Raw genomic sequence first — 13,908 nt, 5'->3', positions numbered from 1 at the left:
CTTGACTCGTGTCTCAAAATCTAATTAGTTCGGTGACAGAACGAACTAATGGAGCGTAGCCTTGGCAGACCCCTCGAACATCTCCAGACGCATGTCCTTGAGTGCCATCGTCCAGGCGATTGCCAGCTACAGCCCGATCTCCCGGGCGAGCGTCTCCAAGATCACCGGCCTGTCGAAACAGACGGTTTCGGAAATCGTCGGCAATCTGGAAGAAGAAGGCTGGGTGCGCACGGTTGGACAGACCGAAGGCCATATCGGCCGCCGTGCCGTGGTTTATGAAATCGTGCCGGATGCGGCATCCGTTGCCAGCGTCGATCTCGGCGGCACCAAGATCCGTGTTGCCATCTGCAACCTGACCGGGGCCGTCGTCTCGGAGCTGGTGGAGCCGACCGACAGGCAGGGCGGCATTGCCGTCGTCAATCAGGTCGCGGACCTCATCCGCCGGGCAGCGACCGAAGCCAGCCCCTCGCTCAAGCTGCCTCGTGTCGCCGTCATTGGCGTACCAGGCGCTCCAGACCCGGCTACCGGCCACATCCGCATGGCCCCGAACATCCCCGGCATCGGCGACATCGACGCCCCTGGTCTTTGGCGCGAGATCCTCGGCATCGAGGTCTTTATCGAAAACGACGTCAACCTTGCTGCCCTGGGAGAACACTGGCTCACCAAACGCGGCGACAAGGACGACCTGATCTACGTCTCCATCGGAACCGGTATCGGTGCGGGCATCGTCATCGGCGGCCAGCTCCACCGGGGCATGAACGGCGCCGCCGGCGAAATCGGCTACCTGCCTTTCGGTGCCGATCCGTTCGAGCCGGAAAGCCTGGAAGTCGGCGCGCTGGAACGCGTCGCCGCCACCCACGCCATCACCGATCTCTATCAAAGCAAGACCGGCCGGACGCTCGATGTGCCGGACATTTTCGACGCAGCCAACACCGGCGACACTGCCGCCACTGAAACACTGGAAGAAATCGCACGCCAGGTCGCCCGCGTCATGGCGGCGCTGGCAGCGGTCATGGACCCGTCCTGCATCGTCATCGGCGGCTCCATTGGCACGCGGGACGAGCTCTTCGGCAATGTCCGCAAATTCATTTCCAGATGCTTCCCCCGCCCGGTGCTCATCGAGAAGTCGACCCTCGGCAATCACGCAGCCCTTGCCGGCGGTGCCTCCGTCGCCCTCTCCCGCCTGCACCTGTCGCTTTTCACCGAAGGCCTCAAGGGCGTTGAAATCGCCGTTCCGCCGCCGTCCATCGAAACCTTCAAGAAGGGAGCGGCCTGATGGTTTCCTCAAACCTGCATGAAAAGCTGCTGGCCACGCAGGACCGGGACGCCGACATCGACCTGCTTCGCGGCGCCCTGTCGATTGACAGCGTCACCGGCAACGAAACCGGCTTTGCCACCTTCCTGAAATCGCAAATGGAAACGCTCGGTCTTGAAACCGGCTCCGGCGAATTCCTGCCCGGCCGCCTCAACGTCTGGGGTCAGCACCAGCCGGTCACCGGTGACGATGCCCCCCGCCTCCTCTTCGTCGGCCACACCGACACCGTGCATGTGCGCGGCTGGCAGGAAGCCTGGCAGGGCAAGCCGCAGGAAAGTCCCTTCGGCGGCGCCTTGATAGACGGTGAGATCTGGGGCCGCGGCGCCTGCGATCTCAAGGGCGGCATCTGCGCCGCACTTGGCGGCCTCAGGCTCTTGCGGAAGGCAGGCTACCGTCCCGCCGGCGGCCTCTCCTTCGCTTTCATCGGCGATGAGGAAAGCGGCGAACCGGGCACCGGCGTCAGCGCCGGCGCTCACGATCTCGTCAAAAGGGTCGAGGACGGCACCATCGCAAAGCCGGATTTCGCGGTCTATGTCGAACCGACCAGGCTGGATGTCTATACGGCCCAGATCGGTTTCTTCATTGCCGACATCACCATAACCGGCAAATCCGCCTATTTCGGCACGCCGGAGCTCGGCGTAGATGCCCTGAAGGCAACCCACGCAATTCTGGGCAACCTCTGGCAACATGAGGCGGAACTGGCAGCAGGACCGAAGCACGATCTGGTCGGCGCTTCCTCCATCCTCGTCACGCATATCAATGGCGGCGGCTATATTGCCGTTCCGGGCGAGTGCAAGCTCTCCCTGATCCGCAAGCTCCGCCCCGGCGAGAACCTGGATGAAGCGGTCGCCGCCTTTGAAGCGGTCGTCCGTTCGGCGCCGGTCGCGGACGGCATCGGCATCGGGATTGCGTACCCCGCCGGCCGTGATCACCGCTTCGGCGGCTCACCTGTCGAGATTTCCCGCGAAACCCCCGCCGCCCTGCAGCTGTCCCGCTGCGTCGAGGTTGCCACGAATGGCCAGAACCTTTCCGGCGGCGCCATCGGCGGTGCGCCTTACTGGTCGGAATCTCCCTTTCTTGTCAACGAGATCGGTTGTCCCGCGGTCTACTGCGCACCTGGGGACATCAGCGTCGCACACACATTCGAAGAGCGCATCGAGGTGGAAAGCTATCTGGCAGCCGTCAGGGCTTTCGCGCTGTTCGTGGCCGACTATTGCGGCCTGGAAGAAGAAGCAGACTGAACCAAACATAACAGAGGGTTAGAAATGAAACTGCTAGTCAAACATCTGGCGACATCCGCCCTTCTCGGGCTGATGTCCGTCTCCGCCATGGCCCAGACAGTCGGTCCCAAGGGCGAAGCGGCAACGCTTTCCGCCGAAGTGACGGTTCCCGACGATGCCGTCGCCGCCATCAAGGACGCAAAATACAAGGCCGCCCTGCTCTGGCACGACCAGTCCGATTTCGTGAACGCGGTCTCAGCCGGTGCAACGGACGAGTTCAAGCGCCTGGGCATTGAGGTTGTCGCAACCACCAGCGCCGGCTTTGACGCCGCCAAGCAGCGCAGCGACGTTGAAACAGCCATGGCCAAGGAACCCAACATCATCCTGTCGCTACCGCTCGACCCGGTCACATCCGCCGCCGCCTTCAAGGAAGCCCGCGATGCCGGTGTTTCCCTGGTGTTCCTGTCCAACCTGCCCGCCGATTATGAGCACCCGCGCGATTATGCGGCCATCGTGACCGACGATCTCTACCAGATGGGCAAACAGGCTGCCGACGCGCTCGCCGGCGCCATGGGCGGCAAGGGCACTGTCGGCTGGATTTTCCACGACGCCGACTATTACGTGACCAACCAGCGTGACAACGCCTTCAAGTCAACCATCGAAAACGACTATCCGGACATCAAGATCGTTGCGGAACAAGGCATCAGCGACCCGGCTCGCGCCGAGGAAATCGCCAACGCCATGCTGCTCAAGAACCCGGATCTCGGCGGCATCTATGTGACCTGGGCCGGCCCGGCCGAAGGTGTGCTCGCAGCCCTGCGTGCCAACGGCAACAAGGACACCAAGATCGTCACGCTCGATCTGTCCGAGCCGGTAGCTCTCGACATGGTCCGCGGCGGCAACGTCGCAGCCATTGTTGCGGACGAAGCCTATGAACTCGGCCGCGCCATGGCAGCTGCCGCAGCCCTGCGCCTCGTCGACAAGGACGTTCCGCCCTTCATCGCGGCACCGGCCATCACCGTGACTGCAGACAACGTTGCCGAGGGCTGGAAGAAGTCCCTCAACATCGCCCCGCCGGCAAGCGTTACCTCCGCGAATTGACCCGGCATCCCGGCAGGCTGCCCCATCACAGCCTGCCGGCCAACAGGTCCTCACAACAATTCTAAAAACCCGCACGGACCTCCGAGAAGCAACACCGTCTTTCCGACGGTTAATACCGAACCTTACGGAGAAGTCGCATGTTCAAGTTACAGACACTCCTGGCGTCGACACTGCTGGTCGGCATGACCGCCTTGGCCTCGGCTGCTGACCGCCCGCAAACGGTTGGCCCGAAGGGCGAAGCCCCGACCCCGGTCGCAACGCTCGAACTGACCGATGCCGAAGTCGCGAAAGTGGCCGAAGGCAACTACACGGCCGCCTTTGCCTGGCACGAGCTCTACGACTGGTCCAACGCGGTCGCGCGCGGCGCCAAGGACGAGTTCGAACGGCTCGGCATCAAGGTCGTTGCCGAGACCGACGCCGGCTTTGACTCTGCCCGCCAGAAGTCCGACGTCGAGACGATCATGGCCAACCAGCCGTCGATCATCGTATCCCTGCCAATCGACCCGACTACAGCACAGACCGTCTATGGCATTGCCCGCGATGCCGGCGTGAAGCTTGTCTTCGTCGACAACGCCGTCGACGGCTTCACCCATGGCAAGGACTATGTCACCGTCGTCTCCGCCGACCTGGTGCAGATCGGCGAAAAGGCCGCCCGGGCACTCGCTGCGTCCATGGGCGAGACGGGTACGGTCGGCTACATGTTCCACGATGCGGATTTCCCGGTCACCAACCAGCGTGACCAGGCGTTCAAATGGACCATCGAAAACGAGTTTCCGAACATGGAAATCGCCATCGAGTCCGGCATGACCGATCCCGCAAACGCCGAAGACATCGCCCGGGCGATGTTGTCACGGAACCCGGATCTCGGCGGCATCTATACGCCGTGGGCAGAACCAGCCCTTGGTGTCCTCTCGGTTCTGCGCCAGCAGGGCAACGACGCCACCAGGGTGGTCACCATCGACCTCAACGAGCCGGTTGCCCTCGACATGCTGAAGGGTGGCAACACCGCGGCGATCATCGCGGACGAAGCCTACAGCATCGGCGTCTACGCCGCCCGGTCCGCTGCGGCCAGCCTTCTCGGCAAGTCCGTCGATCCGTTTCTGGTGGTCGACGCCATCACGGTTGGCACGGATAATGTCACCGAAGGCTGGAACAAGTCCATGAAGATGGATCCGCCCGAAAGCGTTGCCGAAGCAGCCAAGTAAATCCCTTTCCGTGCAGGCCGCGCCTTGCGGCCTGCCGTCACCTACCTCTTCGAACTTGAGGCAATCCATGACCCAGGCGGTTTCGAGACTAAGACAACTCGATTACAAGCAAGGCGTGATCTATTTCGGGTTTCTCGGAATCTTTCTTTTCTTTGCTCTCACCCTTCACGACGTCGGCTTCCTGTCGCCCCGCAACCTGACCAACATCGTTCTGCAGACCGCACCGGCAACGATCATGGCCATCGGTCTGGTCTTCGCGCTGTCCGCCGGGGAAATCGACCTCAGCTTCGGCTCAGTCGTTGCTGTCTCGGCTCTCGCCGCAGCGCTTGCCCTGCAAAGCTATCCGATGGTCGTCGGCATCATCGCCGGCATCGGCGCCGGTGCCTTGATCGGCGCCATGAACGGCGTCCTTGTCGCCTATCTGCGCCTGCCGTCCTTCCTGGTGACGCTGGCCACCATGGGCCTCTTCGCCGGTATCGCCCGCTCCATGACGGACCTGCGCTCGATCCCGGTCCTCAACGACACCTTCGCAGGCATCTTCGGCTCCGGCAGCCTGTTCTCCCTCCCCTCGCTGGTCATCTGGACCATCGCAGCCGTCGTCATCGGCCACATCGTCTATCGCAACACCCGCTTTGGCGCCCATGTGGTGGCAACGGGCGACAATCCCCGGGCCGCCCAGGTTTCCGGCATCAAGGTTCCGCGCATCCGCCTCAGCGTGCTGACGCTGTGCGGCGCCATGGCCGGGCTTGCCGGCCTGCTCTACGCCGGCCGCCTTCAGGCTGCCAAATACACGCTCGGCGAAAGCGACCTGATGACGGTGATCGCAGCCGTCATCGTCGGGGGCACCGCCCTCAACGGCGGCAAGGGCTCCGTCATTGGCGCCCTGCTCGGCTCTCTGCTCATGGGCATGCTCAACAACGGACTGATCCTGATGGGGCTCGATGTCTCCGACCAGATGATCGTCCGCGGTCTCATCATTCTCGTCGCTGTCGCCGTCTCCCTGCGCGACACCAGCCGGTAACCTGGAGGACCACGATGTTTCTCGACGTTCTCATGCGCCGCAATCCGGCCTTCATCGAAGCGGCCATGGCGCTGCATCAGGCCGGCAAGATCCCTGCCAATGCCTATGTTCTCGATCTGGACGCGGTCGAACGAAACGCTCGCCTTTTCAAGGGCGAGGCCGACAAGCACGGCCTGAAAACCTTCGCCATGACCAAACAGGTCGGACGCCATTCCGGTTTCTGCCAGGCGGTCATGCGCGGCGGCATCGAAAGATCCGTTGCTGTCGACATGGCCTGCGCTCTCGCCTGCGACCGTGCCGGCCTCAAGACCGGGCATCTCGGCCACCTGGTCCAGGTTCCGAGGCAGGAAGCAGCTTTTGCCGCTGCGAAACTGCAACCGGATTACTGGACGGTCTTCTCGTCCGAGAAAGCACAGGAAGCTGCCGCTGCCGCCGAGGCCGCCGGCAGGACACAGAACCTGCTCGCCCGGATCCAGACCGAAGGCGACACGTTCTATCGCGGTCACGAAGGCGGCTTCGACGCGGAAGACATCGTCTCCGTAGCAGCCGAACTCGATGCCCTGGAAGGTGGAGCCTTTGCCGGCATCACGACCTTCCCCGCGCTGCTTTTCGATCTGGAAACGCGCAAGGTCAAGCCGACGCCGAACCTGTCGACCCTCGCCCGCGCCGCCGAAGCACTGGCAGCTGCAGGTCGCGGCCGTATCGAGATCAACGCTCCTGGCACCACGTCCTCCGCAGTGCTCGGCGCCCTTGCCGAAGCCGGTGCCACCCAGTGCGAACCGGGCAACGGTCTCCACGGCACGACACCTCTTCATGCTGTGGAAGACCTGCCGGAAGATCCTGCCGTGCTCTATCTCTCGGAAGTCTCTCACCACCACGGTGGCAAGGCCTACTGCTTCGGTGGTGGCCTGTACATCGATCCGGTCTTCCCGAAGTACCCGGTCAAGGCCCTCGTCTCCTCGGAGCCGACTTCCCGCCAGTCTGATCTGCTTGAGGTCGAAATACCCGACTATTCCGCCATCGACTATTACGCGATGATCGACGCCACCTCGCCCAAACCCGTGCGCGCCGGTGACACGGTGGTCTTCGGCTTCCGCGGTCAGGCCTTCGTCACACGGGCGCTTGTCGTCGGCATTTCCGGCGTCAGCACAGGCACGCCTGCCGTCACCACAATCGAAAATGGCTTCGGAGATGCCGTCTCCTGGCCGGGAGCGTTCCAGCAATGACCGCCGACAATCCCGTTCTGTCCCTGAAGAACATCCACAAGGCGTTCGGTGGCGTGGTCGCCATCGAGAACTTCTCACTCGACCTTCACGCGGGAGAGATCGTTGCTCTTGTCGGCGACAACGGCGCCGGCAAGTCGACTCTGGTCAAGATCATCTCCGGCGTCCATAAGCCAACCTCGGGTGACATCCTGCTGGACGGCACGCCGGCATCTTTCTCAGACGCCAGCTCGGCCCGCAGTCTCGGCATCGAGGTCGTCTACCAGGACCTCGCCCTTGCCGACCAGCAGCCGGTCTACATGAACATGTTCCTCGGCCGCGAACTGACCAAGCCGCCCTTCGGGCTGCTCGACAAGAAGCGCATGCGCCGGGAATGCCAGGAGCTGGTCGACGAACTCGATGTCCGCATCCCCTCCGCCGGCTCTGTCATTCGAGACCTCAGTGGCGGCCAGCGGCAGGGCATTGCCATCGCGCGAGCCACCCACTGGGCCAGCAAGCTGGTTCTGCTGGACGAACCGACGGCCGCCCTCGGCGTCGCGGAAACGGCCAAGGTCGAACAGCTGGTCGCATCGCTGAAGGAAAAGAACCTCGCCATCCTGATCATCAGCCACAGTCTGGATCAGGTCTTCCGCCTCTCCGACCGCATCTGCGTCCTGCGCCGTGGTCAGCAGATCGGCGTTCGCAAGACCAGCGAGACAGACAAGAACGAAATCGTCTCCATGATCACCGGCGTTTCCGGCCAGGCAGCCTGAACCTTCAACCAGAACAGACCAGCCTCCGGCAACTGCCGGAGGCTGGTCTGTTCTCATCAGAACGGAATGGTGACGTTAAGCGTTGCACCATACGAGCGGAAGTCGGACGTCCCGATCCCGTCGTAAAAGCCCTCCCCGGAAATCTGGATGTTACGGCCAGGCACCAGCAGACCCGCGCCAGCTTCCACACGTGCCCGCAGATCTTCATCGGAAGAGGCAAGCGTCGCATCCGTCGGGGTATCGTCCTGCAACTTGTTGAAGTCGTAGATCCCGGAGAGCGACAGGAACGGCGAGAACAGCAGCTCGTTCAACTGCAGGTCCCAGGAGACCTTTGGTCCGAACTCGAGCCGCCCCAGATCGAAATCCTGCGACGGGATCAGCCGCCCCAATGTGTCCGTGTAGCTTTCCTGTTCTTCGTAGTAATAGGTGATGCGGGCAAATGGACTGACCCTGGTCGTTTCACTGAGCTTGAAGTCGCCAGTCAAACCGCCCTGCAACAGAAACCGCTGGGTTCTGAAATCATCTTCGAAAAGTCCAAGCGCGTTCACGGTGTTGTAGGACTGGCCATACGTCGCCAGACCATCCAGGTAGAAATTCTGATGAACCCGGAGAACAGCATAAGGGCCAGCCATCCAGCCGACGCCGTCGGCGGAGGTATCGGCGGCACCGTTTCTTTCCTCGGTCAGGTCGAGCTGCCCCAACAAGCCCAGGACGGCCCGGTCCTTGTAGCGATAGTCGACCCCGGCAAAAAACAGCCCGGTCTTGCTGTTGCTGCTGTTGTTGTCGGTAATTGCATACGTTCCCTGGGCCCAGAAGTCCCATCCCGACTGCCACTCGGCACTGCCCTCGCCGCCTGAAGATGCATCTCCGTTGGTGCCGCTCAGGATCGCGAGGGTATCATCCTGCATCACCTGCGGACCAACGGCCGTGTAACTCATCGTGCCGGAGGAGGTGAAATTGTCAAAGACCGCGTACCGTTCCGGCTCGGCATTCGCCGCGCGAACGCCGCTCCCGGCTCCTGCCATTGCCGCATTGTTTCCAGTGCCACCACCTTGTTGAAGAGAATTGGCAAAGGCGCGCAGGGAGAACTGGAAGTTTCCGGACTGCGAGGTGGGCGTAACGTCGAAATTGAACCCGTTGCGGCCACGCTGCCGCCCAAAGGGGCCGCTGGTCAGGCGCGAGACGATATCAGGCTGTCCGGACACGATCGCATTGGCCCGGCTTGTCACGAAGGAGGCAATCACTTCCTTCGTTTTCTGGATATCGGCCGATGCATCCCGGTCATTGGTGAGAGAGAAGCTGACGCTGCTCAGCCCCGTGGCACTCGCCGTCACCGAATATGGCGTGAGAGCACCACCGCCGTTATAGGACGAGGCAACCGCGTTTGCGGTCATGACGGAACTGGTCGCCGTTCCGTCCGCAGCCGTGGTCACCGTTTCCGTGTTGGTTCCCGTGCTCGCAAATGTCAGTGACGCGCCACCGGCCGGTGCAGTGAATGTTACACTGACACCTGCAGCAGCGTTGTTGTTGACATCTGTCGCTCTCGCGACGAGAACTGCCTCGAACCGGGTTCCGACTTCGGAACTTTGCCCGGATCCCGACACGACCGACAGCGCCGCCGCCGCCCCGCTTGCCGTCCCGCTCACCGATACGTTGAAGGGGTTTTCGTCCGCATCGTCATTGGCGAAGTTGAAGTCGAACCCAAACGCTCCAGGCGCTGTTGGCGTATAGGCCACAGCCAGCGTCGCCGTTCCACCACCGCTGCTTACGGTGTTGGAACTCAATGTGAAGCTGTTGACTGTGACGTTGCTTGTGCCGGTAACATTCGCACCAACCGTTGGAGTTGTGAGGTTGAGCACGGCCGACCCGGTGTTCGTGATCGTGTAAGTGATGGTCGATGTTGTTCCCGGCATGACAATTCCGGGAACGGTGTCTGTCCCCCCGTCCGATACAGCATTGCCTGTCGACGATGAAACCTCGATTTCCGGACTGCCAATCGCAGTACCGCTCACCAGGATGTCATACGTGGGTTCGTCGGCGTCATCGCTGAGAATATCGAGTTCGAACGAAAAATTGCCAATTGCAGTAGGCGTGTAGAGAACAGTGAAGGTGGTCGATGCACCACCCGCGAGCGTTGTGAGCCCCGGCGCGGAGATTGAATCGACCGAAACATTGCCTGCCGAGGCACTGGTTGGCGTTCCGGTCAGGGTGAGCGTCGCGGTACCCGTGTTTTCGATCGTGTAGACCAGTGTTTGCTGGTCTCCCACGTTTACTGTTCCCTGAGCATCCGTTCCGTTATCCGCAATAGAGTTTCCTGCGGGACGCTGCACGTCGATTTCAGGAGTAGCAACCGTCAGAGTGCTTGAAGACGTTCCGGAGTTTCCAAGGCTGGAGGTCAGATCTCCAGTTGTGTTCGCGAAGGAACCATCTGTGGAGCCGGTAACGTCCGCGCTCAAGGAACAGCTGCCCCCGGGCGCAACGGTGCCTCCCGTGTAGGAAATCACACCAGAACCTGTCGTCGCCGTTATCGTTCCCCCGGTACAGGTCGTTGAGGCGTTTGCAGGCGAGGCAACCGTCAATCCTGCGGGGAGATTGTCGGTGAAATCCAGCGAGGTCGCGGCGACCGCGTTGGCGGAGTTGTTGATGACGAAGGAAACCGTCGAGGTTCCACCTGACAGAATGGTCGCTGGAGCAAAGGACTGCGTGAAACTCGGCGTGGACGTTCCCGTGCCCTGTACCCTGAATGTGTAGGTTCCCTCGTCGGCATCGTTGGAGTCAATCGTGATCGTCGACGTTTGGGTTCCAAGCGCATTGGGATCAAAAGTGACCGTGAAGGTCACCGACCCCATGGCGGCGATCGAACCGCTCGTCGTGCCGGACACCGCAAATTGCGTATTGTCCGAGGATGTCACGCTCGTCAGCGTCAGCGTGTCCGTACCCGTGTTCTGGATCGTGAAGACATTCGCATTGGTTCCGCTGGACACTGAAACACTACCGAAGTCGGTGTCGTCCGCAGCCGACGGCGTCGTATCACCACTGGCGATAGTAGTGCCGTTCCCCTGGACGTTGATCTCCGGTGCCACACCCGTGCCTTGAACAGTAAAGGTGTATGTTCCTTCGTCGGGATCGTTAGATTCAATCGTGATTGTCGACGTCTGCGTTCCCAAGGCATTGGGATCAAAAGTGACCGTGAACGTTGCAGACCCCAAGGCGGCGATCGAGCCGCTGGTCGTGCCGGATAATGCGAATTGCGTGTTGTCGGAAGATGTCACGCTCGTCAGCGTCAGTGCATCTGTTCCGGTGTTCTGGATCGTGAACGTATTTGCGTTGGATCCGCTCGCAACCGAAACGTTGCCGAAGTCGGTATCATCCGCTGCGGACGGCGTCGTATCGCCACTGACGATACTTGTCCCGTTTCCCTGAACGTTGATCTCTGGTGCGATACCAGTCCCCTGTACCGTGAACGTGTAAGTCCCTTCATCGATGTCATCGGAAACGATGGTGATCGTCGCAGTCTGGTTGCCACCGGCGTTGGGATCAAAAGTGACGGTAAAGGTCGAAGACCCCAAAGATGCGATCGAACCGCTTGTCGTACCGGAAATGGCGAACTGCGAGTTGTCCGACGACGTTACACTTGTAAGCGTCAGCGTGTCGGTTCCTGTGTTCTCGATGGTGAACGTATTCGCCACAGATCCGCTCGAAACCGCAACACTCCCGAAGTCGGTATCATCCGCCGCACTCGGAGACGTATCCCCGTTGGCAATACTGACACCGTTTCCCTGGACGTCGATCTCGGGTGCAATGCCTGTTCCTTGAACCCTAAATGTATAGGGACTCTCGTCCGCGTCGCTCGAAACGATCGTAATCGTTGACGTTTGCAAGCCCGTCGCGGACGGATCGAAGGTGACCGTGAAGGTTACAGATCCCAAAGACGGTATCGAACCGGCCGTTGTCCCCGACACAGCGAATTGTGCATTATCAGAGGACGTCACACTGGTCAGTGAGAGCGTTCCATTACCCGTGTTCTGGATTGTGAAGGTATTCGGATTTGTACCGCTCGAAACAGAGACGCTGCCGAATTCGGTATCATCTGCCGCCGAAGGGGTCGTGTCCCCACTGGCAATGCTTACCCCGTTGCCCTGAACGTTGATCTCAGGAGAGGCAACCGTCAGCGTGGCAGATGACGTCCCGGAATTTCCCAGCGATGATGTCAGATCACCTGTGGTGTTGACGTAACTTCCGTCACTTGCAGACGTCACATCGGCACTGACGGTACAAGTCGCACCCGCCGCAGCGGTTCCGCCAGTGTAACTGATTACACCCGATCCGCTGGTCGCCGTAAGTGTGCCACCGGTACACGTCGTGGCAGCGTTCGACGGAGAGGCGACGGTCACTCCCGAAGGCAAGTTGTCGCTGAAATCGAGAGATGTCGCGTCCACACCGTTCGCAGAGTTGTTGATGGTGAATGTGACGGTTGAGGTGCCGTTTGCCACGATCGTACTGGGGGCGAATGACTGGGTGAATGTTGGAGGCGTCGTCGGTGGAGTAACTTCGCCGCTGGAACCGGCATCAAGATAGGTGAAATTAATGCCTGTAGCACCGTAGGATCCGGTGATTGTGCATGTCGTGGTACAATCGATCGTCTGAATACCAGGCGACGTTACGTTGATGATATCCGTTCCATTGGTAACGGAATACGAGAGTATATTCCCCGGGTCGTTTGGACCGTTGTTGATATCGAAATTGGTGAGACTGCTTCCAGAACCCTGATCCTGGATCAATATCCAGTCGTCATTCAGTGTTGTTGGACCGATACCACTCTCCAGCGTGCATTCATCCAGCGTTAGGTTCAGCACGAGAGGATCAAACGGGTCGGAATTGCTTGGACAGTCTGTGTAGGCCGCGTTCGCGTCGTCAGGCACGGCTCCCAGAAAAAGCATCAGAAACGCCAGCTGCACAAAGCGCAACAAGACGCCTGCGCGCGCGGCTTTGCTGAGCCTGGCTCCCCATACGTCACAAATCATCAAATCACCACAGAGCGAACCACGGTCGCTGCACCCCAAAAAGAAAGAGCCAAGGCTCGAAGGCCCGGTTTTTGTTAGCTGTCAAACACAACTATAACGTGATTTTTATCAAAACAATCTTTGGTTTAAATTCTACTACGCTCAAACTTAAATAGAATTCAAGCGCAAATCCGATCACATTTTTGACTGACCACATCTGCGTCAGGAAAAAGGATTCAATTCTGACAAATTCTAACTATGGTTGAAAGATTTGGTCTGAATTGGTTTTCATCCTCTTTAAGGCGAATAATTCCCTTAAAAATTGCAGAATTTGGCAATCTTCAACACTATTTCCAGTAATGAACACTCAACAAATCAGGAACTGATTTCGGAATTTTCTAATTGCATTTTGAAATATATGTATGTGAAGGTTGCAATGTAATTTGAGTCCAATTTCTCTTTCATACAACCTGTGATTCGCAAGAGCAGGAAATCCAGACAACATCTGCAAGACCGAAACTTCCTTCGGAAGCAACGGGAGGAAACATGTCAGAACCATTTCTCGCCGAAATACGGATTGTCGGCTTCAATTTCGCGCCACGCGGCTGGGCTTTTACCGACGGACAGATTTTGCCGATCAATCAGAACCAGTCGCTCTATTCGCTGCTGGGCACGACCTATGGCGGAGATGGGCGGACGACATTCGCCCTGCCCGACCTGCGCAGCCGGACGCCGATCCACGAGGGCGCCGGATATCAGCTCGGCCAGAAGGGGGGAGCGGAAACCGTCACACTTACGGCAGCTGAAATCCCGGAACATTCCCACCCGGTGAAAGCGGTCTCCACCGCAGGAAACAGCAGAACGCCCAACATGGCCCTGTTTGGATCCGAAATCGCACCGGACAAGGCCTATCGGCCTTACGAAGTCGGCACGATGACGCAGATGAGATCAGGGACCGTGACCAACGCAGGTGGCGGGCAGGCGCACAACAACATGCAGCCCTACCTGACGCTCAATTTCTGCATCGCCCTTCAAGGCCTGTTTCCGTCCCGCAACTAATCTCCGAAA

At 59.9% G+C, this 13,908-nt stretch carries 9 protein-coding genes; 8 read left to right on the top strand and 1 reads right to left on the bottom strand.

The window, feature by feature from the left end; all coding sequences use genetic code 11:
• The first annotated feature begins 61 nt into the window (after positions 1-61).
• The 7 genes from ACP90_RS08875 to ACP90_RS08845 all read left to right on the top strand — a co-directional run bounded on the left by ACP90_RS08875 (position 62) and on the right by ACP90_RS08845 (position 7,837).
• A complete protein-coding gene (locus ACP90_RS08875; RefSeq protein ID WP_082809706.1) occupies positions 62-1,276 on the top strand; it encodes an ROK family transcriptional regulator in 1,215 nt (404 codons plus the stop codon).
• Complete coding sequence (locus ACP90_RS08870; RefSeq protein WP_062488027.1) at positions 1,276-2,556, top strand: M20/M25/M40 family metallo-hydrolase; 1,281 nt, start codon at positions 1,276-1,278, stop codon at positions 2,554-2,556. The genes ACP90_RS08875 and ACP90_RS08870 overlap by 1 nt, the downstream gene beginning before the upstream one ends.
• A 24-nt stretch (positions 2,557-2,580) precedes the next feature.
• The gene (locus ACP90_RS08865) at positions 2,581-3,636 is read left to right on the top strand and encodes a substrate-binding domain-containing protein (protein ID WP_062488026.1); all 1,056 of its coding nucleotides are present in this window, start codon (positions 2,581-2,583) and stop codon (positions 3,634-3,636) included.
• Positions 3,637-3,773: 137 nt separating this feature from the next.
• Positions 3,774-4,841, top strand: a complete 1,068-nt coding sequence (locus tag ACP90_RS08860; RefSeq protein ID WP_062488024.1) for a substrate-binding domain-containing protein — start codon at positions 3,774-3,776, stop codon at positions 4,839-4,841.
• Between the two features lie 67 nt (positions 4,842-4,908).
• The gene (locus ACP90_RS08855) at positions 4,909-5,862 is read left to right on the top strand and encodes an ABC transporter permease (RefSeq protein WP_062488023.1); all 954 of its coding nucleotides are present in this window, start codon (positions 4,909-4,911) and stop codon (positions 5,860-5,862) included.
• 14 nt (positions 5,863-5,876) lie between these two features.
• A complete protein-coding gene (locus tag ACP90_RS08850; protein ID WP_062488022.1) occupies positions 5,877-7,088 on the top strand; it encodes an alanine racemase in 1,212 nt (403 codons plus the stop codon).
• The gene (locus ACP90_RS08845; RefSeq protein WP_023000409.1) at positions 7,085-7,837 is read left to right on the top strand and encodes an ATP-binding cassette domain-containing protein; all 753 of its coding nucleotides are present in this window, start codon (positions 7,085-7,087) and stop codon (positions 7,835-7,837) included. Before ACP90_RS08850 ends, ACP90_RS08845 begins: the two co-directional genes overlap by 4 nt.
• A 56-nt stretch (positions 7,838-7,893) precedes the next feature.
• Here ACP90_RS08845 and ACP90_RS08840 read toward each other — a convergent pair whose 3' ends face one another.
• Positions 7,894-12,777, bottom strand: a complete 4,884-nt coding sequence (locus ACP90_RS08840; RefSeq protein WP_158514170.1) for a choice-of-anchor D domain-containing protein — start codon at positions 12,775-12,777, stop codon at positions 7,894-7,896.
• Positions 12,778-13,386: 609 nt separating this feature from the next.
• Here ACP90_RS08840 and ACP90_RS08835 point away from each other — a divergent pair.
• Positions 13,387-13,899, top strand: coding sequence for a tail fiber protein (locus tag ACP90_RS08835; protein WP_023000407.1), 513 nt, complete (start codon positions 13,387-13,389; stop codon positions 13,897-13,899).
• The last annotated feature ends 9 nt before the right edge of the window (positions 13,900-13,908 follow it).

Origin of the sequence: Labrenzia sp. CP4, from assembly GCF_001579905.1 — a bacterium.
GTDB lineage: Bacteria > Pseudomonadota > Alphaproteobacteria > Rhizobiales > Stappiaceae > Roseibium > Roseibium algicola.
Note: the sequence above shows the minus strand (reverse complement) of the source record. Positions and strands in the feature narration are given on the sequence as shown.

Bases quoted from the DNA above. Each gene is read 5' to 3' on its own strand.
- ACP90_RS08870 (WP_062488027.1), top strand. From the start codon at position 1,276: ATGGTTTCCTCAAACCTGCATGAAAAGCTGCTGGCCACGCAGGACCGG.
- ACP90_RS08865 (WP_062488026.1), top strand. From the start codon at position 2,581: ATGAAACTGCTAGTCAAACATCTGGCGACATCCGCCCTTCTCGGGCTG.
- ACP90_RS08860 (WP_062488024.1), top strand. From the start codon at position 3,774: ATGTTCAAGTTACAGACACTCCTGGCGTCGACACTGCTGGTCGGCATG.
- ACP90_RS08855 (WP_062488023.1), top strand. From the start codon at position 4,909: ATGACCCAGGCGGTTTCGAGACTAAGACAACTCGATTACAAGCAAGGC.
- ACP90_RS08850 (WP_062488022.1), top strand. From the start codon at position 5,877: ATGTTTCTCGACGTTCTCATGCGCCGCAATCCGGCCTTCATCGAAGCG.
- ACP90_RS08845 (WP_023000409.1), top strand. From the start codon at position 7,085: ATGACCGCCGACAATCCCGTTCTGTCCCTGAAGAACATCCACAAGGCG.
- ACP90_RS08840 (WP_158514170.1), bottom strand. From the start codon at position 12,777: ATGCTTTTTCTGGGAGCCGTGCCTGACGACGCGAACGCGGCCTACACA.
- ACP90_RS08835 (WP_023000407.1), top strand. From the start codon at position 13,387: ATGTCAGAACCATTTCTCGCCGAAATACGGATTGTCGGCTTCAATTTC.